This is a genomic window from Acinetobacter sp. WU_MDCI_Abxe161, assembly GCF_025514355.1.
In the GTDB taxonomy this organism is placed as follows: Bacteria; Pseudomonadota; Gammaproteobacteria; order Pseudomonadales; family Moraxellaceae; genus Acinetobacter; species Acinetobacter pittii_E.
The window spans coordinates 1-24,571 of the sequence record NZ_JAHPTU010000020.1 but is presented as its reverse complement, the minus strand read 5'-3'; the positions used below and the strand labels follow the sequence as shown (position 1 = coordinate 24,571).

20 protein-coding genes and 1 pseudogene are annotated in these 24,571 nt (G+C 39.6%); 15 read left to right on the top strand and 6 right to left on the bottom strand.

The features are described from left to right. The gene (locus KTI78_RS16355; RefSeq protein WP_262446751.1) at positions 1-744 is read left to right on the top strand and encodes an SDR family oxidoreductase; all 744 of its coding nucleotides are present in this window, start codon (positions 1-3) and stop codon (positions 742-744) included. A gap of 36 nt (positions 745-780) precedes the next feature. Here KTI78_RS16355 and KTI78_RS16350 read toward each other — a convergent pair whose 3' ends face one another. From KTI78_RS16350 to KTI78_RS16340, 3 genes are all read right to left on the bottom strand, one after another. Continuing rightward, positions 781-2,037: an OprD family outer membrane porin gene (locus tag KTI78_RS16350; protein ID WP_224993842.1), complete on the bottom strand. Its 1,257-nt coding sequence runs from the start codon at positions 2,035-2,037 to the stop codon at positions 781-783. Positions 2,038-2,145: 108 nt separating this feature from the next. Next, on the bottom strand, positions 2,146-3,495 hold the full coding sequence (locus tag KTI78_RS16345) for a spinster family MFS transporter (protein WP_125739616.1): 1,350 nt from the start codon (positions 3,493-3,495) through the stop codon (positions 2,146-2,148). Positions 3,496-3,885: 390 nt separating this feature from the next. After that, entirely contained in the window at positions 3,886-4,353 is a 468-nt protein-coding gene (locus KTI78_RS16340) for a MarR family winged helix-turn-helix transcriptional regulator (RefSeq protein WP_025470292.1), read from the bottom strand. Positions 4,354-4,502: 149 nt separating this feature from the next. On the opposite strand from KTI78_RS16340, the gene KTI78_RS16335 reads away from it, so the two are divergent. The 14 genes from KTI78_RS16335 (at position 4,503) to KTI78_RS16270 (ending at position 20,460) form a co-directional block, all read left to right on the top strand. Next, positions 4,503-5,612: an amidase gene (locus KTI78_RS16335; RefSeq protein WP_262446750.1), complete on the top strand. Its 1,110-nt coding sequence runs from the start codon at positions 4,503-4,505 to the stop codon at positions 5,610-5,612. A gap of 36 nt (positions 5,613-5,648) precedes the next feature. Next, positions 5,649-6,797 carry an acyl-CoA dehydrogenase family protein gene (locus KTI78_RS16330; protein ID WP_080593013.1) on the top strand — a complete coding sequence of 383 codons (1,149 nt, stop codon included), beginning with the start codon at positions 5,649-5,651 and terminating at the stop codon, positions 6,795-6,797. Positions 6,798-6,824: 27 nt separating this feature from the next. After that, complete coding sequence (locus tag KTI78_RS16325; protein WP_000387554.1) at positions 6,825-7,184, top strand: hypothetical protein; 360 nt, start codon at positions 6,825-6,827, stop codon at positions 7,182-7,184. Between the two features lie 10 nt (positions 7,185-7,194). Further along, a complete protein-coding gene (locus KTI78_RS16320) occupies positions 7,195-7,722 on the top strand; it encodes a nuclear transport factor 2 family protein (RefSeq protein WP_262446749.1) in 528 nt (175 codons plus the stop codon). A 29-nt stretch (positions 7,723-7,751) separates the two neighbouring features. Then, positions 7,752-9,029 (top strand): aromatic ring-hydroxylating oxygenase subunit alpha, encoded by a 1,278-nt coding sequence (locus KTI78_RS16315; protein WP_262446748.1) that lies wholly within the window; start codon positions 7,752-7,754, stop codon positions 9,027-9,029. Between the two features lie 10 nt (positions 9,030-9,039). Then, complete coding sequence (locus KTI78_RS16310; RefSeq protein WP_016145462.1) at positions 9,040-9,525, top strand: aromatic-ring-hydroxylating dioxygenase subunit beta; 486 nt, start codon at positions 9,040-9,042, stop codon at positions 9,523-9,525. Positions 9,526-9,535: 10 nt separating this feature from the next. Continuing rightward, complete coding sequence (locus KTI78_RS16305; RefSeq protein WP_182005176.1) at positions 9,536-10,273, top strand: SDR family NAD(P)-dependent oxidoreductase; 738 nt, start codon at positions 9,536-9,538, stop codon at positions 10,271-10,273. A 34-nt stretch (positions 10,274-10,307) separates the two neighbouring features. Further along, complete coding sequence (locus KTI78_RS16300) at positions 10,308-11,261, top strand: PDR/VanB family oxidoreductase (protein ID WP_262446747.1); 954 nt, start codon at positions 10,308-10,310, stop codon at positions 11,259-11,261. 45 nt (positions 11,262-11,306) lie between these two features. Beyond that, the gene (locus tag KTI78_RS16295) at positions 11,307-12,263 is read left to right on the top strand and encodes a p-hydroxyphenylacetate 3-hydroxylase reductase component (RefSeq protein WP_262446746.1); all 957 of its coding nucleotides are present in this window, start codon (positions 11,307-11,309) and stop codon (positions 12,261-12,263) included. 192 nt (positions 12,264-12,455) lie between these two features. Then, positions 12,456-13,370 carry a transcriptional regulator FeaR gene (gene feaR / locus KTI78_RS16290; protein WP_239975847.1) on the top strand — a complete coding sequence of 305 codons (915 nt, stop codon included), beginning with the start codon at positions 12,456-12,458 and terminating at the stop codon, positions 13,368-13,370. A gap of 209 nt (positions 13,371-13,579) precedes the next feature. Continuing rightward, on the top strand, positions 13,580-15,895 hold the full coding sequence (tynA, locus tag KTI78_RS16285; protein ID WP_262446767.1) for a primary-amine oxidase: 2,316 nt from the start codon (positions 13,580-13,582) through the stop codon (positions 15,893-15,895). 143 nt (positions 15,896-16,038) lie between these two features. Then, positions 16,039-17,256, top strand: coding sequence for a hypothetical protein (locus KTI78_RS16280; protein WP_262446766.1), 1,218 nt, complete (start codon positions 16,039-16,041; stop codon positions 17,254-17,256). 65 nt (positions 17,257-17,321) lie between these two features. Beyond that, complete coding sequence (locus tag KTI78_RS16275; RefSeq protein WP_262446745.1) at positions 17,322-18,929, top strand: GMC family oxidoreductase; 1,608 nt, start codon at positions 17,322-17,324, stop codon at positions 18,927-18,929. Positions 18,930-18,972: 43 nt separating this feature from the next. Continuing rightward, positions 18,973-20,460, top strand: coding sequence for an NAD-dependent phenylacetaldehyde dehydrogenase (locus tag KTI78_RS16270; RefSeq protein ID WP_262446744.1), 1,488 nt, complete (start codon positions 18,973-18,975; stop codon positions 20,458-20,460). Between the two features lie 69 nt (positions 20,461-20,529). Here the strand turns inward: KTI78_RS16270 and KTI78_RS16265 are convergent, their stop codons facing one another. The 3 genes and pseudogenes from KTI78_RS16265 to KTI78_RS16255 all read right to left on the bottom strand — a co-directional run. After that, complete coding sequence (locus tag KTI78_RS16265; protein ID WP_262446743.1) at positions 20,530-22,992, bottom strand: penicillin acylase family protein; 2,463 nt, start codon at positions 22,990-22,992, stop codon at positions 20,530-20,532. 260 nt (positions 22,993-23,252) lie between these two features. Beyond that, entirely contained in the window at positions 23,253-24,032 is a 780-nt protein-coding gene (gene pcaD / locus KTI78_RS16260; protein ID WP_262446742.1) for a 3-oxoadipate enol-lactonase, read from the bottom strand. Between the two features lie 10 nt (positions 24,033-24,042). Further along, positions 24,043-24,571 (bottom strand): annotated as a pseudogene (locus KTI78_RS16255) (acetyl-CoA C-acyltransferase); the annotation flags it as partial.

Genomic DNA, 24,571 nt, shown 5'->3' with positions numbered 1-24,571 from the left:
ATGGCAAAGACAATTTTAATTACAGGTGCAAGTTCAGGTCTTGGCGCGGGTATGGCGCATGAATTTGCAGCCAAAGGCTATAACTTAGCAATTTGTGCACGCCGTTTAGACAGATTGGAAGATTTAAAAACTGAACTTGAAAATCAGTATGGTATTAAAGTCATTGCAAAAAGTCTGGATGTCACCAATTACGATCAGGTTTTTGAAGTATTTCGCGCCTTTAAACAAGAATTTGGCTATTTAGACCGAATTATTGTAAATGCGGGAGTCGGAAATGGCCGCCGCATTGGTAAAGGTAATTTTGAAATTAATAAGGCAACTGCTGAAACGAACTTTATTTCTGCTTTAGCGCAATGTGAAGCAGCGGTTGAAATTTTTAGAGCACAAAACGCAGGTCATTTGGTGGTGATGTCATCCATGAGTGCTATGCGCGGATTACCAAAACATTTATCGACCTATGCGGCCAGTAAAGCTGCGGTGGCTCACTTGGCCGAAGGTATTCGTGCAGAATTATTAGATACACCAATTAAAGTTTCTACAATTTTCCCGGGTTACATCCGTACCGAAATGAATGAAGGCGCTAAACATTTGCCATTTGAAGTCGATACCAAAACTGGATGTAAAGCTTTAGTCAAAGCTATTGAAAAACAACCTGTAAAGGCTTATGTGCCGCAGTGGCCATGGTTACCTATGAGTATTGCTATGAAAGTTTTACCTCTAAAGTTGGTCAATAAATTAGGATAAAAAATTACCCCCTAAACTTTAGGGGGTAATTTTTATTTAGAATTTTTTGGTGTAATTGACAAAAAAGCGGTCTTCACCAAAGTCATTGCCATGTTTAACGTTGTAATCAATACGAATGTATTGCAGGGCAATGCCTTTTAAGAATGGTTGCTGGAACGCATAGTTTAAAATCACATTTGACTCGGTTTCATGATTTTTCTCACCATTGGCTGCTTTAAAGTCATGACCGTAAACATATTTCACCATCGCATTTAAACCCGGCACATAATCTTTAAAGTCATAGCCGTACATGACATGGTAAGACTTTTCATCTTCTTTAAAGAAACCTGTAGCATTCCAATTAATGAAATAGGTTTCTGGTAAGAAGCCATCTGGTAGCGGGTAAGCCGATTCACCAATAATTTGTTGGTAACCTAAACCAAAGGTATGGTTTTTTACTTTAACGGTTTCAAGTAATCCGATGTTCTGCGCATCAATATCAAAAGTATTGCCGTCATCTTTTGCATTAAAGTACTTAAACTTAGAGGTAAGGGCAAAAGTTGGCTTCTTCCACGTATGTTCAAGTCCAACATAATGCTTGTTATATAGATCTTCCAAATTACCGAAGTAATATTCACCCTTTAAAGACGGCGTAAATTGATAGCGTAGGTCAATGTAGTTAAGGCCATCAGATTCTTTAGTAATTCCATTTGCAGTAAATGAAAACTTTTTAAAGTCTTCTTCATTTCTTGGAGACACTTTTTCAACCCGACCAATTTCTGCGTAAAGCTGATCTGAAAGTTGCGACTTTAAGTTAGTTCCCCAATATGAAGTGAGTAACTGACGGCTAGCATCAACAGCTGTTACAGGTAAATCTAGCCAGAGTTCACCGATACTTAAAAGAGTTCTGTCATAACCCAGCTTTAAAGTCGCACCGTATTTTAAATAGTCCGATGCCTGAGATTGTGTTTCTTTATTAAAAGGCAAAACTGTGTCGGCAACATGTTTGTCTGAACTTAGGCGCACGGCGTATTGGACAGAAGCATCGGCCCCAATCGTGATTGGCTTATCTGCTATGACTAAGGGAGTGTCATGCATTTTTGATTTATAAAATAATGACGCTGCCTGAGACCAACTGCCGGTATCTTTGAGTGCATCGTTATCAAAATCACGATTGATATATGCATTTTTTAAAGTGAATTTCCATTCTTCTTCAGTTTGCTGATTCGGATTTGCAGCCCATGAGCTGCTGCACATAAGTAATAAAGTAGTAACAGCTAAAGTGTGTGGTTTAAAACGGTGAAATAATTCCATAATCCATTTCCAGATATATGCCTGTCCTCGGCAATACTTAATTTTGAATATTTCGGTACTCTCTATGTGTTTAGATAGAGAGTACTTTTTTGCAATTATTGAGATCTATTAATTTAATTTTTCAAGTTTCATGCTTTCACTAAAGAATTTGCAGCCTTTAAAAAGCAGAATTAAAGCCAGTACACAAGACAGACCACCTACAATAGATAAAGAAGAACCTACCATTAACGGACTACCAAAAACTTTATCTGTAATAATGGCTACCAATGTTGTACCAATACCGAGACCAATTAAATTGCTCACCAAAAGGAAGAGGGCAGAAAGTCGTGCTCTAAATTGGTTTGGAGCTAACATTTGCAAAGCAGTTGCCGAAATCACTAAAGGGAAAGACGCAAAGAACATTGCCGGAATCAGTAAGCTGACTGAAAGCCAAAGCTGATCTGTTTGGGTAAAAAATGCAATCGGAATAATCAGGCCAACAATCCCAATCACACCTGTGAACATCGGTGCATCTTGACGACCTTTTTTAATAAACCAGTCGTTTAACCAACCTGCACAAAACACACCTAATGTATTTGCGATTAATAGAATCGTGCCAAGCATATAGCCTGTTTCTGTCGGCGCAAGTTGAAACTTTCGAATATAAAATGCAGGTGTCCAGCTAGTTAGGCTATAGAGTGCCATTGCATAAAAGGTAAAACCTAAATAATGACAAGCAAAAGTTTTCGAATGTTTTTTAATAAACTGAAGACATTGTGTGAATTTAACTTGGTCGACTTGTCCATGTTGGTTGAGCTGTTGTCCTTTACGCGCAGGGTCTTTAACGGTCAAAATAAATAACAACCCAATAATAATGCCGGGTAAACCCACCACTAAAAAGGCAATTTGCCATGCTTTAAGTGCGCCTAATAGTGGAACTTCAATAAGTGTCACGCCTTTAAGCAAGTTAATGACATAGCCACCCACTAAAAAGGCAATACCGCCCCCTAAAAAAGCACCAATTGAATAAATCCCAACAGCGCGGCCTAGTTTGTCTTTACTAAACATGTCGCTAAACATTGAATAAGCAGCTGGAGATAACGCAGCTTCACCGACACCTACTGCCATACGGCTTAAAAACAGTTGAATAAAGTTTTTACTTAAACCACAAGTTGCCGTTGCTAGACTCCAAACAATAATCCCGATTGAAATCAGTTTTGGTCGTGAAAAACGGTCAGCAATATAGGCGAGTGGTAATCCCATAACCGCGTAGAATAGTGAAAAGGCAAGACCATGTAACAAACTAAATTGGGTATCTGAAAGTTGGAGATCTGCTTTGATGGGTTCAATCATCAGTGCCAGAATTTGGCGATCAATAAATGAAAATATATATGCCAACATACAAAGTATGACTACATACCATGCATAGGCATTGCTTTTCTTCTGTGTCCTTTCAACAGCGATATTACTTTGGTTCATACACTTAATCCTTATGTATAAAACGCTTTAAAGAAATTGATATCTAACTTTTATTATTCCTCTGAAGTTTTCGATACTTTTCCCCCTTTAGATCAGAATAATAAATAGGCTAGAAATGAGTAATTTGGTCTCGTACAGACCGGAAGAGAGTGTCTAAATCCAATTAGGAAGTAATTGGATTTTTAAGATCATGGAATTATTATTTTCTTTTTATATGTAAAATTCCATTACTTGTTGAGTATGTTAGAATACTTAAAAAGTATGTTAAGTAGAAATATACGAATATTTTACTGAGGTAATAATTTGATTCTATTTATTTTAATAAAGGAGCAGTTAAAGAAGATAAATTTTTAACTGCTCAAAAGGGCTAATTTTTATTGAAAGAAATATCTAACTTGATGGCATAAGATCAAATAATTTCTTTAACTGAGAATTTAAATTGTGCAGTTCATCTTCTGAAAAAGCATTCAGGATGCCTGCCAAGGTGACCACACTAATTTGATTAATCTGTTCAACCAGCTCAATACCTTTGGCTGTTAATTTCACCATCGAGATGCGTTCATCGGAAGTAGAAGAGTAGACCTCGACAATTCCATCTTCTACCAACCGATATACAGCTTTGGTTGCGGTAGTTAATTTTAAAGTAGAAAGATTGGCGATGTCGGTGATACTGGCTTCCCCAAGAGCATTAGTACTTAAAATAATTTTACGGCGTGTATTATCGATACCTAGTTTTTTTATTGATTTTTCAATCAGTTGTGAATACTTTCCATTCACTTGGGAAACCCAAAAAAAAGGAAAATTTTGAATACTCGACGGTTCTTTATTAGGAAGAAATTGTTCTAAATGATCAAGCATAGCTAAGCAATAACTTAGTGAAAAAAGGGTAATCCTATTATAAACAAATTTTTGCCTATTTCCTTGACAACAAATTATAAAAAATACTTGACAATTCCATTAAATTTTCCGATATTTTAATTAATGAATAAAAATACATGGAAAAGTGAATGAATATTGTTAGCCAAAGCGTGCACAAAGGAAGTGGCAAGCTCAAGGTGATGGTGAAGGACACAATTGATATTCAAGGTCTAAAAACCATTGCTGGCAGTCGAGCTTTATTAAATGTTGAACCTGCGCACGATGATGCTGAGGTGGTTAAAAACATCTTGCAAGCTGACTGCGAAATTATTGGTAAGACAAATTTGCACGAATTGGCTTTTGGTATTACAGGCATTAATCACGCTTTTGGTACACCTGTTAATCCTAAATATCCTGAACTTATTCCAGGTGGGTCTTCGAGTGGTTCGGCTGCAGCAGTTGCTGCAAAGCAAGCTGACTTTACTTTAGGAACAGACACGGGCGGCTCTATCCGTATGCCCGCTGCGTGCTGCGGAGTTTTTGGTTTAAAACCAACCTTTGGTCGTGTTAGCAGAAAAGGCGTATATCCGCCGTCAAGTTCTTTAGATTGCGTTGGCCCTTTTGCAAATTCAGTCGAGATGATTGAAAAGGCTATGCAAATTATTGATCCGACTTTTAACCCTACCCAATGTACTAGCACACCGAGACTCGCTGTGCTGGATGTAAAAGCAGATGAGGTTATTTGGAACTGTATTTATCAAGCACTTCAAAAAGCCAATTTACAGACCACTTTAGAAAAAGTTGATCATTTTGAAGCGGCTTTTGATGCAGGCATGCAGATTATTAATTATGAAAATTGGCAAGCTTTTGGTGAGTTAACTCAAACAGGCTTAGTTGGTTCTGATGTAAATGGTCGTTTATTAAAAGCTGCCGCAACAACTTTAGAGCAAGTGCAACAAGCGGAAGTTGTGAAAGCGCAGCTGACCCAAGAACTTGATGCTCTACTAGAAAAATATGATGCATTGGTTTTACCGACACTTCCACAAATTCCACCGAAAGTTTCCGAAGCTGAAAACACAGTCGCTTTTTTAAATCTTACGGGTTTAGTTCGACCATTTAATTTATCAGGACATCCAGCCATTTCAGTGCCACTTGAAACCAGTGAAGGGTTACCTGTGGGCCTACAGATCGTATCAAAGCATCAAAAAGATGAGCAATTATGCGCTATAGCTAAATTTTGTGTTGATGCAATGCAATAAATTACAAGGAGTTAGATGATGAATAAGTTGTCTAAAATGGAGTTTGCTTCTCAAGACAAAGCAGTTGACTTAGATGCTTTGTGCCAAGAAATACGTGAGCGTGCCTGTACAGGTGAATTCGATAATCAGGCCTACGTGAGCCAAGACATTATCGAAAAACTTAAACAAATTGGCGTTTACCGTGCCTTGGTGCCTAAACGTTTTGGTGGTGAAGAATGGTCACCACGGCAGTTTTGCGAATTGATCGAAACTTTATCTAAAGCTGATGGTTCGGTGGGCTGGGTAGCAAGTTTCGGCATGAGCCCTGCTTATTTAGGAAGTTTGCCAGAAGAAACGCTTAAAGAATTGTATCAAAACGGACCAGATGTGGTATTTGCTGGAGGTATTTTTCCACCACAACCTGCTGAAATTACTGATGAAGGTGTTGTGGTTCGTGGACGTTGGAAATTCTCAAGTGGCTGCATGGGGGCCGACATTGTGGGTGTAGGGATTTCACCACTTAAAAACAATGAAATGCAGGGCTTACCACGTATGGCCGTGATGCCTGCGAAAAAAGCCAAAATTGAAATGACTTGGGACACCGTTGGCCTAAAAGGTACGGGAAGCCATGACTTAGTCGTCGAAGATGTATTGGTCGAAAAGAAATGGACCTTTGTCCGGGGTGAACCTTCAAAACTCAGCGAGCCATTTTTTAAATATCCGTCACTGTCTTTAGCGACTCAAGTCTTAACTGTGGTAGGTATTGGTGTTGCAGCTGCTGCACTAGAAGAATTTGAAAAATTAGCGCCAGGCAAAGCATCTATTACAGGCGGGTCAGAAATTGCAAACCGTCCAGTGACTCAATATGAGTTTGCTCAAGCTGATGCAGAGTTTCAGGCTGCAAAATCTTGGTTTTATCAAACCATGGATATTGTCTGGAATGAAATTATTGCTGGGCGTGAAGCCACTGCTGAACAAATTAGTGATATGCGTCTGGCATGTACCCATGCAGCGCGAGTTTGCGCCAAAGTGACTCGAAAAATGCAAATGCTCGCGGGTATGACAGCAATCTATACCAACAATCCATTTAGCCGTTTTGTAAATGACACCAACGTGGTGACCCAGCACGCCTTTATGGGTGATGCGACCTTACAAAATGCAGGCTCAATTAGTTTCGGGTTAAAGCCAACCCCTGGTTATTTATAAGTTTTAATTTTTAAAAAGGATATTGAGATGGAAGCTAAAAAATCATTACGTGTTTTGTTCTGTATGGGTATTAACCAAAACTTTTTTGACGCCGAACCTGCTGAAGCAAAAGCAGTTTGGGCAGCATTTGGTGAAATGTGGAATGGCATTCATGACTTACCGGGCGTGCATGTTTTTGGAAACCTTGATGATGACCAAAGTATGGTTGGCCCAAGTGCGGGCTGGCCTTGGACAACCTACTTGCTTGCAGATGTTCCGGATATTGAAACCGTACATGCCGCTTGTAACTTATTTAGAACGACGGTGGTGGGTGAAGGTCCATACAAACTTTGGAAATATTGCAAAGTTGAAGCTCGTGTTGGGCGCGAATTGATTATCCAACGTTAAGGCGACCGCAATGACTGACAAAGTGAATATTGCAGAAATTATAGAGCGACTAGAACAGTTGGAAGCGCACAACGCGATTCGTAACTGCCTGAACCGTTATATGGAAATCTGCGACGAGCTTAATGCAAATACAGACCTTGACGAGCTGATGAATCTTTTTGATCAAGACTGTATTTGGGAAGGTATTGGCGAGAAATATGCCAAATCTTTTGGTCGTTATGATTCTTGGCAGTCGATTTACGACATGTTTAAAAGCTATACCCAAAAAGAATCTCACTTTGTTATGAATGCACACTTTGTCAATTCAGAACAAATTTATGTAAACCAAGGCTATGCAAATGCTTCTTGGCTCATGTTGCAAACTTCAACCTTTAAAGATGGCCGTAGTCATCTGAATGCAGCAAAGCTCAATGTGAAATTTCAAAAGCAAGCAGATGGAACATGGAAAATTAAACATTTCCAAACACAGAATATTTTCAGTCGTCCCGTATCGCATTGGCACAGTGAAGCTGAATTGCCGGTACCTTCTCAGGAATGACTCAGGACATATTTAAAAGGACTATTGATATGAACAGTATTATCCCGACGCATAACATTGGCATTGATTACGATGCTTTGGTTCAAAGTGACCGTGCTCATACTTCTCTTTATAAAGATGAACGCATTTTTGATGAAGAAATGGAAAAAATCTTTTATAGCACTTGGGTGTGGGTTGCGCATGCCAGCGAAATTCCAGAAGGCGGAAGCTATAAAACCATTAATATCGGTAAACAGCCTGTGGTTGTGGTACGTGACCGTAAAAAGAAAGTCCATGTACTTTTAAACCGTTGCCGTCACCGTGCAGCAACTGTATGCGAACATAAGAAAGGAAAAACCAACAGTTTTGTATGTCCGTACCACGGTTGGAGTTATGCACTTGACGGTAGTTTGCGCGGTGTGCCATCTCCGGAAAGTTACGGCGATTGTTTAGATAAATCAGAGTTACCGTTGGTGAGTCTACGTGTAGAAGAATATAACGGCATGATCTTCGCTTCATTTAAAGAAGACATTCAACCGCTTGAAGAGTTCCTTGGGCCAGCAAAAAAATGGATTGACCTGTTTATGAAACAAGGTGCAGGTTATCCAATTAAAGTGTTGGGTGAACACCGCTTCCGTTTCCCGGGTAACTGGAAAATCCAGCTTGAAAATACCACCGATGCTTATCACTTCCCATTGGTACACAAGTCATTTTTAAGTTCTGTCGATGAAAAAACCGAAGAACTCTTTAACTTCGAAAACCAGCCGGGTTTTGTTGAAGACTTAGGAAATGGTCACAGTGTGATGGTGATGATTCCTGAATTGGTTGATCTAGACGAAGAGCTTATGGAGCGACCAATTCAAGAGCGCTTTGAAGACTTGGCTCAAGCTTTGCGCGACGAAGGCCATGAAGAGTTAGAAGTACGCCGTATTGTCCGTGCAGTGGGTGGTTCTGGCTTTAACTTAAATTTATTCCCAAATATTGCATGTTCAATGGCGTTCTTCCGTGTGTTACAGCCAATTTCAGTTGCTGAAACAGAAATTCATCACTCAGTAATTACCATGGACGGTGGACCACAAATTGCCAACCAATACCGCCTACGTTTGCATGAACATTTCCAAGGTCCATTTGGCTTTGGTACGCCAGATGACTCAGAAGCTTGGGAGCGCGTACAACACGGTGCCAATGCGGGTAATGGTTTATGGATCATGCTCAACCGCGGTTTACCGGGCGAAGTCAAAACCGAAGATGGCTTAAAAAGTGATGTCAGTGCTGAAACAGGTATGCGTGCAGCCTATCAGCAGTGGAAAAAGATGATGACGGCTTAAGGAGAGAGCAATGAATATGAATCTGCAATTATTAAATGAAGTCACTGCTTTCATCTGGGCTGAAGCAGATATGTTAGACCACAGTGAATACCGTGAATGGCTCAATTTATGGAATGAAAAAGGCGTTTATATCATTCCGATTGACCCAAACCTAACGGACTACGAAAACAACTTAAATTATGCCTATGACGATAATCATATGCGTACTTTACGTGTAGAGCGTCTTGAAAATGGTGAAGCGATTTCTACAGCGCCTAAAGCAAATACTGTGCGTAGTGTTTCTCGTGTGCGCATTGTTCAAGATCAAGATGATGAAATCGTTTTGCGTTGTGCCCAAAACTTACGTGAATTCCGTAAAGAAAATCTTAAGCATTACACCGCAGATATTACTTACCATTTGACTCGCGATGCAGCTACAGGTTTTAAGATTAACCGTAAAATCATTAACTTGGTTAATTCGACCGATACTTTAGCTGGTATTAGCTACATTCTTTAGGAGCAGTAACATGAAACAGGTTGTTTTAGTGACAGGTGCTGCTTCTGGACTTGGTAATGTGATTGCTGAATATTTTGCAGGCCAAGGCCATCAGGTGATTTTGTCGGCAAGTACGCTTGAAAAAGCCGAAAATGCCAAGGCACAAAGTCAATATGCACAAAATATGTTTCCCTTGAAATTAGATATTTCTGTCGAAGCAGATTTTCATGCTGCCGTGCAATGGATTGAAGAGAAATTTTCTAAACTTGATGTGTTGATTAACAATGCCACTGTCACCAAAGCAACGCCAGTATTAGAAATTACCGCAGCCGACTTTGATTGGGTGACCCAAGTCAACCAACGCGGTACCTTTCAGGCTTGTCAAATTATTGGCCAATATATGGCTAAAAAAGGCTATGGACGCATCATTAATATGGCGTCTTTAGCGGGACAAAATGGCGGTACTGCAACGGGTGCACACTATGCGGCAACCAAAGGTGCGATTGTGACGTTAACCAAAATTTTTGCCAAAGAGTTTGCGGCAAAAGGGGTGACGGTCAATGCAGTTGCACCGGGTCCAATGGAATCACCAATTGTTCATAGTGTGGTGTCAGACGAAAAAATGGAACAGTTCATCCAGAATATTCCAGTTAAAGCCTTAGGAAGTATGCATTTTATTGCTGAAACTTGTGGCTTGCTCGCGAGTCCAAATGCGGGGTTTGTGACTGGTGCAACATGGGATATTAACGGTGGTTTATTCATGCGTTAAGCCACGAGCTTAACCATGAAAAGGGAGTTGAATCATGACTACACTTTATGATGTTGTCGTTAAAAATCGCCATGTGGAAGGTGGAAATATTGCAGTCATGGAATTTGAATCTGCAACTTCTACAATATTGCCAAAAGTTGAAGCAGGTGCGCATATTGATGTGCACTTACCAAATGGCATGGTGCGCCAATATTCACTTTGCCAAAATCCAAATGACGAAGGTAAGTTTCGCCTTGGAATTTTACGTGATCCTGAATCACGTGGTGGCTCAATCTCGGCTTTTGATGAAATTAAAGATGGCATGCAAATTCAGGTCAGTGAGCCAAAAAATTTATTTCCACTTTTAAAAGCGAAACATAGTGTATTGATTGGCGGTGGTATCGGGATTACGCCGTTAATTACGATGGCATATCAACTTGCACATGAAGGCGAATCATTTGAGCTTCACTACTGCGGCGCTAGCCCAGAAAACTGTGCTTTTGTTGATGAAATTAAAAATGGTGAGTTAGCCAAGTACACAACTTTTCATTTTAAATCCGAAGGTGCAAGCCATAGAGCATTTTTTGAATCTGCCATTAAAGATATTGATCTTGAGAGCCATATTTACACCTGTGGTCCAGTCGGTTTTATGGACTGGGTGATTAACCTTGCTACGACTCACAATTTTCCTGAGCAGCAAATCCACAAAGAATATTTCCAAGTCGAAACTGACACCTCGGGAGATTCATTTGAGGTAGTGGCTGAGCGTAGCGGAAAAATCATTATGGTCGAAGCTGGCGAAACCATTTTGCAGGCTTTGGCTAAAGAAGGCATCGAGATTGAAATGTCTTGCGAGCAAGGCGTATGTGGAACCTGCATGTGTGATGTGATTGAAGGCGAACCTGATCATCGAGATGTTTATTTTACTGATGAAGAAAAAGCCAGCAATGAGCAAATATTGGTGTGCTGTTCGCGCTCTAAAACACCGAGACTAGTTTTAGATATCTAATGCTCTCGTGATTTATATGGATGTAAGAGAAGGTTTAGGAGAAAGATGATGAATGTATTACAACAAATAGATGAGTTTACGGTCGATCCACTACAGTTCCGACGAGCATTAGGAAATTTTGCAACAGGCGTTACCATTATTACCGCACAAAATGCACAAGGTGAGAAAGTCGGTGTAACTGCAAATAGCTTTAACTCAGTGTCTCTAGACCCACCACTTATTTTGTGGAGTATTGATAAAAAATCTTCAAGTTTTTCAGTATTTGAAGAAGCAACTCATTTTGCAGTTAATATTTTATCGGGTACGCAAATTGAGCTGTCTAATAAGTTTTCGAGACGCAATATTGATAAATTTGCCGACACAAACTTTCAACTTGGCGTTGGACGCGCACCCATTTTAGAAAATTGTTCTGCGGTGTTTGAGTGCGAACGTTATCAAGTGATTGAAGGTGGTGACCACTGGATTATTGTTGGTAAAGTGGTGCGTTTTCATGACCAAGGCCGAAGCCCACTGGTTTACCATCAAGGCGCATATTCTTGTGTAATGCCGCATCCGAGCCTTCAAGTTAAACAAACTGAACAGAACGGCGTAGACCAAACACATTATGGGCACTTATATAATAATGTCTGCTATTTGATGAGTCGTGCTTTTAAAGCTTATCAAACTGACTACATTCCTAAGCAAATGGCTTCTGGGTTCCGTACCAGTGAATCACGTCTTTTGCTGGTTTTAGCAAGTGGTACTGCTTCAAGTAAAGAAGATTTACCGCGCGATATTGCCATGCCAATGCAAGAAGTGGAAAGATCGGCTGAAATCTTAAAATTTGAAGGGTTATTGGTCGATCACGATAATTTGTACGCACTGACTGAAAAAGGCAAACAAACGGCGCAGTATTTGTTTGATATTGCCGACAGCCACCAAAATGAAGTATTTAAAAAATATTCTGATGAGCAAAAGGATATTTTTATTACCATGCTGCGAGATTTTGCAGGTGTAGCATAAGCCCCATTAAGCTGATAAATTGAATTGATTTATCAGCTTCTTTACATCTAGCTGACTATCAACAAAAGAATTCCATGGACAAGGAATTTTTGGCACACAATTTGTTTATCAATAAAACAAGATTGTGCCAAGACAGTGAACTACAGCAAAAGAAAAGTCTTGAGCTGTGGCGCGTGTATAGAGAGGTAAGGGATGAACCAATATGTAAGTGATGCATTACTCACATGGACGCACCATATTAAAAATGTGTGCGGCAATTTTGAAACCGATTTTGATGGAACCCGTAATTTATTCATTGGTGAGGTTCAATGCTTTTTATTGGGTGATACCGAAATTGCTTTTATCAAAAACAATGCCAATAAAATTGTCCGAAAAGCCGATGAAATCGACCGCGTTAATAATCGTTTTTGCTTTTTAATTTTGCAATATTCGGGAAAAATGCTGCTCGAATATAAAAATGAAACTTTAACTCTGAATGAAGGCGATATTGTGTTGGTCGACCCAGTCGAAACAATTTCAATGTACCCGCAAGGTTTGGTGAGCCAGATTTCAGTACACCTATCGCGTGAAAAATTACTTAAAGAAAATATTAGTACCGAATATTTTGGAAAACTGATTACGCAAAATATGAGTGGTTTTTTACTCAAAAATATTTTGAAAAATATGTCTCCTGAAAATATCAAACTTTGGTATGCAACCGAAGACGGTAATGCTTTTGAAGATGCGCTAATCGCCTTAATTAAACCCACAATTAATTATAAAAATATTAATAGCTCCAATAACCTGATGGAAAAAGCCGAGCGTTTTATTATTGAGAACTTAGCAAAACCAGATCTAACCCCTAAATTAATTGCAGAGCATATTGGTGTATCACTACGTCATCTCTACCGTTTATTCCTTCAAGAAAATTTATCTATTAACAAATATATACAGCTCAAACGCCTAGAAAAAGTCAAAGCAGATTTACTCGATAAAAGAAATAAACAAAGCTCGATTACCCAGATTGCCTTGAAGTGGGGTTTTTGGGATGGTGCTCATTTTTCAAAAATCTTTAAGAAGACTTATGGCATTTCTCCTAAAGAATTTAGAGAGGGGATGACAGCTTAAAACTTACCTCTCTTGATGTCATTTTTAGACAAGTTCTAGGTCATTCTTGAACAAGCTAGTCCCATGCAAGTGTGTTGAAATTAAATTAATTAGAACAGGTTAGATGAGCTTAATAAGCATAGGACTATTAAGTTTATTTAATGAATTTCACACATAGGAAAGTGCATTTTAACTGTCTGATTCAGATGGTTCAGGGATAGATGAAAAGGATGAAACCAATGCGTAAACAACGATTATTGAATGACATACAAAAGATATTAGCGCTTAACTTATCAATAGCTGCAAGCTTTTGGGGATTAAATACTCAAGCTTTTGCTCATGGTGGAAAAGCTGAAATGGTATCTCTTTACCAAAACATGAGTGAGCAAGGCGCTAAAGTTGTCAAAGACGATTTTACCAATACTTATATGATTACCAAAGGCTCTATCGTGGTAAGAGCCAAGCCAAACTCAAATCAGGTTTTAGTGAATGGAAAACCTCTAAAATTAAGCGTCCCACTATTAATTAAAGATAATAAACCTGTTATTGGAAAAGACTTCTTTAATGAAGTATTTCAGTCTGGTTTAGATCAAACTTTTAAAGTTGAAAATACGTTTCATCCACTCAATAGTTTAAATTCTGACGAAATTAAAAAGACATTTGATGTTATTAACGGCTCAAAATATGCCTATAAAAATATGCGTTTTGCCGAATTAAAACTAAAAGAACCAGAAAAAGCAAAAGTTTGGGATTATTTTATTAATCATAAAGAATATAAAGACGCTCGAATTGCATCTTTCATTTTGTTAAAAGGCAATCAAGCGATTGAAGGTGAAGTTAACCTTAACACTCAGCAAGTCACAAAATGGAATGTACTTAAAGACACTCATGGAATGGTCTTGCTCGATAACTTTGAAACTGTACAGCGCGTGATTGAAGCGAGTAAAGAATATCAGGATGCTTTACGCAAACGTGGTGTAACCGATATTAAGAAAGTCATTACCAATCCATTAACCGTTGGATATTTTGGTGGCAAAGATGGTTTGGATAAACAGCTTAACGTTTTAAAAGTTGTGTCGTATCTAGATACTGGTGATGGTAACTATTGGGCGCATCCAATTGAAAACTTGGTGGCTGTGGTTGATTTAGATAAAGAAAAAATTATTAAAATCGAAGAAGGGGCCATGATTCCTGTTCCGATGACGGATCGACCTTATGCCACTAAAAATACCAAACCACCAAAAATTAAACCGTTGAATATTAGTGAACCCGAAGGTAAGAACTTTTCTATTACAGGACAAACAGTACACTGGGGTAATTGGTGTTTCCATGTTGCATTAGATTCACGTGTGGGCTTACAGCTTTCAACCGTGACATATAAAGATAAAGGCGTAAAACGTAAAGTCATGTATGAAGGTAACCTTGGTGGAATGGTGGTTCCATATGGTGACCCTGACATGGGATGGTACTTTAAGTCTTATCTGGACTCTGGTGAGTACGGAATGGGAACACTCACATCAGCCATTCAACTTGGGACCGATGCACCAGAAAATGCGGTTCTACTTGATGCTGTCATTGCAGACTATAAAGGCCAGCCACAAGTGATTCCAAATGCGATTGCAATTTTTGAGCGCTATGCTGGCCCTGAATATAAACACCAAGAAATATTTGGTGATCAAGATGCCAGTGAAGCTCGCCGTGAACTTGTAGTGCGCTGGATTAGTACAGTAGGTAACTACGATTACATGTTTGACTGGGTATTTGCTCAAAATGGCGTGATTGGCATTAATGCGGGTGCTACAGGTATTGAAGCGGTTAAAGGTGTTAAAGCACGAACCATGCATGATAGTACTGCGAAAGAAGACACCAAATATGGCACCTTAATTGACCACAATATTGTGGGTACAACCCATCAACATATCTATAACTTCCGCTTAGATATGGATATAGATGGGGAAAACAACAGCTTTATGCATATGGACCCTGTGGTGAAAGCCAATGATCGAGGCGGTGTGCGTACAAGTACAATGCAAATTGACAGTAAAGTCATTACCAATGAGCAGAATGCGGCTGAAAAATTTGATCCATCTACCATTCGTTTACTGACTAATTTCAACAAGGAAAATAAATTAGGTAATCCTGTTTCTTACCAGCTCATTCCTTTTGCAGGTGGAACACACCCTGTGGCGAAGGGTGCTAATTTTTCTAAAGATGAATGGTTATTTAAACGTTTGAACTTTATGGATAAGCAAATTTGGGTGACGCAATATAATCAGGATGAACGCTATCCTGAAGGTAAATATTCAAACCGTTCGACTCATGACACAGGTTTAGGCCAGTTTATTAGCAACAATGAAAATATTGAAAATAAAGATCTTGTGGTGTGGATGACAACAGGTACAACCCATGTGGCACGTGCTGAAGAATGGCCAATTATGCCGACAGAGTGGGTGAATACACTTATCAAACCGTGGAACTTTTTTGACAATACGCCGACTTTAAACTTGGGCGAAGAAGAGCAAAACACGCAGCACGACCATCACTAAAGACGTATATCAAGCGAGATGGGTAACGAATCGGTTACCCATTCTTAGGGTCTGGTAGACCATTCACAAAAAAGGAATTTTGTATGAAAACTCTACTTTCTCAAGTTATGAGAGGGACTCTCTTTGTCTCATTTTTTTCAACTGTGCATGCTGGTGAGCTTGAAATTAAACCGACTTTTGAAGCAACTTTTGGGGCTTTTAGTAGCGGTAAAAGTTATAACGGCGAAAACCTAGATGACGAAAGAATTAATTGGCAAGAAGGCCATCTTAAATATGGTGCTAAAGGACAATACACCTTTAAGAACAATCAACTCTATGCAAGCTTGAGTGGTATTAGCTCAGCAACATTTGGCGATGGCGATGCAGGCCAAAATAGTAATGGTAAAGAACGCAAAACAGATGTAAACGAGTGGATCTTGGGTTTTAAAGATGGCACCAATAAAGATGAGTTAACGACCTATGATTTAAGTATTGGTCGACAAAATATCATGATTGGTGACGGGTTTTTCATTGCAGGTGATGCGTTAAATCTCGGTAAAGCGCCTGCAGACGGCACACTAGATCGGGGCGGAGCATATTATCTGGCAGCTCGTCGAAGCTTTGATTTTACAAGTTTGCTTCAATACAAACCGCAAGAGAATACAACCCTAAAGTTGGCTTATTTAAAATCGGACAATAAAGCACAATTTTCACCTGAACTGTTTGTAACCGATCTGATGTATCAGCTTAAAGATAAAGGTGTTGGATTTACTTACTTAAATGTATTAGACCTTGAAGATGTTGAGCAAGTTTCAGGGCGCGAAGATCTTAAAAATTATGCTTTACGTTTGAATTATCAACCTTTGCCTGAGCTACAAGTTAAGACTGAGTTTGTTGTGCAAGATAAAAAAGATAGTCAAGAAAATGCAGGCTACTTGGCGCTGAACTATAACTTTTTATCTTCAAAATATACGCCCTCATTAGGCTACCGTTTTAGCCATTTTTCAGACCAATACGACCCGATGTTTTATGGAAATACAGTCGGGTTCGGCACGTGGTTTCAAGGTGAAGTTGCAGGAAATTATGCTGGCCCATTTAACAAAAATGCAGACATTCACCAAGTTTCTTACAGTATGAATCTAAAAGAAAACTTTATGTTAGGTGCTTTGGCCTATAAGTTCAAAACAGTTAATGAATCTTTAACTAATGTAGATGGACATGAACTGGATGTATTTTCGGTTTGGTCGGTTAATAAAAAATTCAACGTTATTCCTTTAGTGGGACTCTATAAACCGAAACACGATATCCATAGTGGTGGTACTCAAAACTACGATGACAAAACTAATGTGTATGCACAGTTAATTCTGCAATACATCTATTAAATCAGAGCAAAGGAGACCGTGTTTATTGACGGTGCATTCATAAAAATAAACTTAGGTGAAATCAGATGAATAAACAATATGACTATATCGTGATTGGTGCGGGCTCGGCAGGCTGTGTGGTTGCAGCACGGCTGTTACAGGCCAAAGCAGGGCGCGTTCTTGTTTTAGAGGCAGGAAGCCGAGATAGCAGTATGTTTCATACCATACCTGCCACGGTGGTTAAAGTATTCCAGCAAAAATCATGGCAATACATGACCGTCCCTCAGAAATATTGTAATCATCGTGAAATGATACTTGCACAAGGAAAAGTGTTGGGAGGCGGAAGCTCGGTCAACGGAATGATCTATTGCCGAGGCCAACGTCAGGATTATGATTTATGGGCATCAGAATGGGGATGTAATCAGTGGTCTTATCAACATGTACTGCCTTTTTTTAAAAAAGCAGAAAAAAATGAAAGTCTTGCTAATGAATATCACGGACAAGATGGCATTTTACCTGTCAGTGAAAACCGCTATCGCCATCCTTTGACACTTGCTTGTATTAAAGCAGGTCAACAAATGGGTATGAATTATGTCAATGATATTAATGGTTGGGATCAGGCAGGTGTAGGGTTTTATCAAACCACCACTCAAAATGGTTCACGGGCGAGTACCTCAAAAACCTATTTAAAGTCAGTCGAAAACCACCCAGATCTCACGGTGATTACTGATGCCTTAGTCCATAAAATTGAAACTCAAGGTGATCAGGTTACTGGGGTGACTTATAGCGTTGGGGGAAAATCACCCATTACGGTACAAGCTCAAAAAGAAGTCATTCTAAGTGCTGGAGCAATTGGTAGTCCTAAAGTTTTATTACTTTCGGGAATTGGTCCAAAACAGCATTTAGATGAGATCGGCATTGAATGTATTCGTGACCTACCCGTAGGTGAAAATTTTCATGATCATTTGCATATGTCGGTGAATGCGACAGTAACAACCAATAATAGCCTACTCGGCGAAGACCAAGGTTTAACCGCCGTACGGCACTTTTTACAGTGGTGTTTTACACGTTCAGGATTGTTAACCACCAATATTCTAGAAGGTGGTGGTTTTATTGACACCAATAACAATGGTCGGCCTGATGTCCAATTTCATTTTTTGCCTGTGCTGGATAATTTCGATAATACCCCAGATGAAAAATCAGTGGCTCAAGCACATGGCCTTACGATTAAGGTCGGACATGTACAGCCAAAAGCACGTGGGACTTTACGTTTAAGTAGTAAAGATCCTAAAGATTTACCTGTCATTGATCCTAATTATTTAGGTCATCAAGAAGATATTGACGCCAATATCCGTGCGGTACAGGCTGGACTTCGCCTATTACAACAGCCCGCATTAAAAGCAATTGTCAAAGAAGTGATTGAGCCTGCAAATATCGATCCTGATGATATTGAAGCGATTGATAAATGGATGCGCCAGAATATTAAAACGGTTTATCACCCCGCTGGTAGTTGCAAAATGGGCAATGCTCCGCAAGATTCGGTCACAGATCAGACCCTAAAAGTCCATGGTTTTAAAAATTTACGTGTGGTGGATTGTTCTATTTGCCCACAAGTTCCAAGCGGTAATACCAACGCAATTGCCATCATGATTGGAGAACGTGGTGCAGACTTTATTTTGAATCAGGTCGCGTAGTTGCTGTCATATCAATATTTAGAAATGAAAAGAGGAAAAGAAAATGAGTGAAGTTCAGATTTTACAAAGCGTACAGCAATTTATGGTGCGACAACATGGACATTTTATTAATGGAAAACTAGTTGCTGCCGAGCTTTTGGATAAAGTGGATATTGTAAATCCATCGACTGAACAAGTTGTTGCTCAAATTAGTGTTGGTAGTCAACAAGATGTCGAAAATGCGGTGAAAAGTGCTGAACATGCTTTTCAAAATGCTTGGGCTGAAACGACACCGTATGAACGTGGCGTTAAACTGAACAAGCTGGCAGACTTAATCGAGCAATATGGTGAAGAACTTGCACAGCTCGAAACGTTGTCTACCGGAAAACTTATCAATATTTCCCGCCATCTTGAAGTCGCACAATCTGTTATTTTCTTAAGATATTTTGCTGGTTGGGCAACCAAAATTAATGGTCAAACCATGCAACCCTCTATTCCTTCTATGCAAGGTGAGAAATATACGGCCTTTACTTTAAGACAACCGATTGGTGTGGTTGCAGGGATTGTGCCTTGGAATTTTTCACTGATGATTGGCGTTTGGAAAATCGGTTCAGCTTTAACAACTGGCTGTACCATTGTGCTTAAACCAAGTGAGTTTGCCAGCTTATCTTTATTACGTTTAGCTGAACTTGCCATTGAAGCAGGTATCCCAGCGGGTGTGATTAATGTAGTAACAGGTAAGGGAGAAACAGGGCAATATTTAATTGAGTCGCCGCTCGTTAAGAAAGTCTCATTTACAGGTTCAGTGCCGACAGGCATTGCGATTGGTAAACTTGCGATGAGCAGCGATTTAACCCGTGTAAGTCTAGAGTTAGGCGGTAAAAATGCCATAGCCGTTTTGGCAGATGCAAATATTGATGAGATTTTACCGACTTTATTGCAAGCAACTTTTGTGCATCAAGGACAAGTTTGTGCATCGCCAGAACGGTTTTTTGTACATCATACAAAATACGATGAATTGGTGGAAAAACTTTCTAAAGCACTCTCTGGTTTCAAAATTGGATCGGCCATGGATGAGGGAAGTATGTTTGGTCCACTTTCTAATCAGCCACATTTTAATAAAGTGAAACATTATTTAGATATGGCAAAAGCCAACAACCAGATTATTGCTGGAGGTGAGGCTTTAGATCAGACAGGATATTTTGTACAGCCGACTTTAATTTCCTTTAAAAATACGGATGATCCTTTATTTTCAGAAGAAACCTTTGGTCCAGTAGTCGGGGTAATGTCATTTGAAACTGACGAAGAGCTTATTCAGTTGATGAATCAGTCACGCTTTGGTTTAACCGCAAGTATTTGGACCAATGACTTATCTAAAGCTTTACGTTTAATTCCTAAGATTGAAGCAGGTACTCTATGGGTGAATATGCATACGTTCTTAGATCCATCTGTTCCATTTGGTGGCGTGAAAGCTTCGGGAATTGGCAGAGAGTTTTCAGATGCATTTATTGAAGATTACACTGAATTAAAATCGGTCATGGTTCGATACTAAGCTAATAAGAGGTTTGTCATTTTATCAATAACAAACCTCTGCCTTTAACATAAAAAATGGACTAAAAAGTTAGTAACTTAAAGTGATGCTTTGTTGAGTTGAGTGGTCGATTTCCTTTTGACTCACCGCATCCTCTTTACATTTATAACTTTCAAATAAAGGAAGCTGATCTGCAAAGTGGGCATCAGGTTTTCCATTTTGATTGATAAACCCACTTTGTCCTGGGGCCAAAATCGAACACATGGTGACTTGATTTGGATTTAAGACCACTCTAAACGTAGCACTTCCCGTATTTCCATAAGTGCTGAGCTGTTGTTCATGCGATGGATCAGCCCAAGGAATGCCTACCGAATTTTTGCTGGAAAAGCCCATGGTTGCCACCGGAATTTTCCAGTCATTGGGGTCAGTAGAGTGATATTGTTTTGAAAGTTCAGTCAGCGCATTTTCTAAAGCTTTTAAGACAACCTCATCTGCTGTTTGTCCTTTTAAGAAATCAACATGTTGAGGAACACTAGCCTGTTTTCCTTGCAGGGCATTCCAGATTAATTTCGATGCACTCGCTGGCTGTGCGCTTCGCGGATCATTATTTACTGGATAAAGCGTATCGGTATAGCGCTTATAAATATTTTCTGAAAGGTTAGGTTTGAGTACCAGTTCAATCATTTGATTAAGCCATGCACGTGTAATTGCTGGTGCTGCACCTTGATAATATCTGGCTTCGCTATCAGGGCGTAATTTAAGATCCCAACTAGCAAGTAAGGGAGCAACTTTTTTAGCTAAGAGTGAGGCATTAGGGCTTTGTGCTGCTTGAATCATATAAGGAACAAAATAACGCGCATTTAAATCTGACCATGCTGCTGTTTTATTAATTTCCCAAATTTCTTGCTGACTCAGTTTTGGTTTACTTTCTAAAGGTTCAAGCAGTTCATTGACCCGATCTACATAAGAAAAGTTTGACGAATCTGAACGTAAACCAGCATAGGCTTTGTTATTCCAGCTTGTGACATAGCCTTTTTGTGGGTTGTATTCTTTAGGGTTGTGTGAGAAGTCATAAAAACCTTGCCACTCCATTGAACCATCACCTTTAGCTGGAAGCTGAATATGCTGGTTTTCAGGGCGAATAGGTAAACGACCTAAAGCAGCAACACCAATATTATTTTTAGTATCGGCATAGAACCAAGTGATAGAGGCCGCTACACGTTTGGCTTGAGCAAGAAACTCATTCCAATTTGAAGCTTTCGCTGCATTTGCCCATCCTAATAAGGTTTCAATTTCTACGCCTTCCCAGCTACGTTTTTGCGCGTACGCCGTATGGTTATTTTCATCCCATGTACTTACAAAACCTTGTTTACTCTTATAAACATCTAAAACATGATCGGCTTGATTCTTAACTTTGATTTTTACTTGCTTGTGCTCAAATGGAATATAACTTCCTTTATATAAATATTCTTTTGAATTACTTGGGTTTAAGGTGAGTTGATAAACATCGTTAGTATCGAGTGAGCCTACCGTAGAACCCCATGCTATTTTGCCATTGGTTCCAAATAAAATTGCAGGTAATCCAACTGGAGTAATACCTGTCAAATTATAGCCGGCTCCATGTAAACCAATACCGTAGGTGATTGCAGGCGTATACCATCCTTGTTGTGGACCATTATATAAAACTGCTTGGCCTTCAATGGTCTTATCGCCTTTTAAGACCCATGCATTACTGGCGGTAGGTACGCCGTCTACCACACTTTTACCTAAAGCAATGCGAGCTTGAGCTAAATAGGTTTTGGCCGCCTTGTTTGAAATAGGGCTAATGTCTTTAAGTATTTGTTGTTGACGTGCTATAAGCTGTGGTTTTTGTGCAGATTGGATAATGGTGGGAGCACTTGGGTCATCTAGCCAACGTAATTGTTGATAGACTTTGAGGCCTTCTTCTTGACCTTTTTCTTTTTGCAGTTGCGTGAGTAAATCTAAATTTGAGACTTCCGAGCTTGCTGAAAAGAAGCGATTTAAAATTAAGCCCACCCAAACCATAGCAATATCTTCTGGTTGCCATGTTGATGGTTTAAAACCATGATCTGTAAACTCTTTAGGCATAAGAGCTGGATCTGCTAAAACTTCTTTAACCCGTTTATTAAAACCTGCGGCATAACCTTCAAAAATTGCTCGGTCTTCTGGTGAGAGGGCGGCGAGTTGCTGTTTAATATTTTCTGGATCAAAACGGCTATGTGTCGCAATATCATATTGAAGATAGTCGGAACCGAGCACTTCAGCAACTGTACCTTGTCCTGTACGTTTTGACATTTCCATCTGAAATAAACGATCGGTCGCTACTGAATAGCCATAACCATAGAAAAGTCCATAGGTGTCATTTGCATAGACATGGGGTGTACCGAATTTATCGCGCTTAATTGTGATTTGTTTTTGTGTCGGTGTTGGGTCTAAACTTGACGAAGAATTACAACCAGCTAGAAATACACCTAAAAGTAATGTTCCATATTTAATTAAAGGGCGTGTAGGGTGAGGCCGAGAGTTCAGCATAGGTATGTTCAATTTAGATATCCTTACTTTCATTATGATGTAGAAGTGAACGATTTAAGAATCTTCTTAGATTCACGTCACTGATGAACAAGCCCTGTTCATGAATTTAAAATACTGTTATTTATCCATGTAATTTTCCATTACATTTGAGGTATATATTTATACCTTCTCGAACAAGTTATTTAGTTTTTTATTTTGAAAGAATAAAAAAGGCCATGATTGGCCTTTTTCGAAATGTATAAATTTTATTGACAGCAAAATTAGTTCACTAAAAAATCCTTTAAGATTTTATTAAAAGCTTCTGGTTGCTCTACATTGGAAATATGAGAAGCATCTATTTCTGCAAGTTTTGCTTGTGGAATGCGTTGCTGCATAAATTGGCCATCTGCAACGGTAGTTACAGGGTCTTGAGTTCCAGCAATTACTAATACTGGAATTTTAATGTCTTTCAACTGCTCACGGACATCCGCTTTAGCCAAAGCCTCACAACAATTGGCATAACCCATTGCGCTGCCAGCACTTAAGTCGTTACACAGGTTGTTGACAATTGAAGGATGACTTTGGATAAAGGGATCTGTAAACCATCGCGAAGCTGCTGTAGCTGCGATCGGTTGTAAACCTTGTTCACGCACTAATTTTGCACGATCAAGCCATGCCTGTTCTTGCCCAATTTTAGCGGCAGTATTTGCCACAACAACATGACTAAAGCGGTCAGGGTAGTGAATTGCAAGCCATTGCCCAGTTAAACCGCCCATTGAAATACCACAAAAAGCAGCTTTAGTAATATTTAGATGATCAAGTAAACGGACAACATCTTCACCTAATTGCTCTACAGTGTATGGGCCGTCAGGTGTGGATGATGAACCGTGACCACGAGTGTCATAGCAGATTACAAAAAACTGATCTTTCAATTCATTAAACTGTTTTTGCCACATACCATAATTGGTGCCCAAAGAATTGGAAAACACCAGAGCAGGAGACGACGGTTCGCCAAAGGTTTGATAGTTAATTTGTGCATCAGCAGATTGAAAAGATGGCATTTGTTTCTCCTTAAAGTGCTTCAACACGTTCAATAATGAGTGCAATCCCTTGGCCTACACCAATACACATTGAACATAAGGCATAACGACCACCCGTCTGTTCAAGCTGGTTTAAGGCTGTAGTGACTAGGCGTGCACCTGATGCGCCAAGCGGATGGCCCAAAGCAATTGCACCACCGTTTGGATTTACCTTGTCAGAGTTGTCTGGCAAATCTAAATCACGGATCACAGCCAAAGCCTGTGCAGCAAAGGCTTCATTCAGCTCAATTACATCCATCTGCTCTAAAGTCAGGTTGGCTTGTTTAAGTAATTTTTTAATGGCTGGTGCCGGAGCAAAACCCATAATGCGTGGTTCTACACCCACCGCTGTTGAAGCAATGATCTTGGCACGTGGTTTGAGGTTATAAGTTTGAACAGCTTCATCAGAAGCAATCAGCAGAGCTGCTGCACCATCGTTAATGCCTGAAGCATTCCCCGCCGTAACTGTACCGTCTGCTTTGACAACAGGTTTAAGTTTGCTTAAAGCTTCAAGCGTGGTC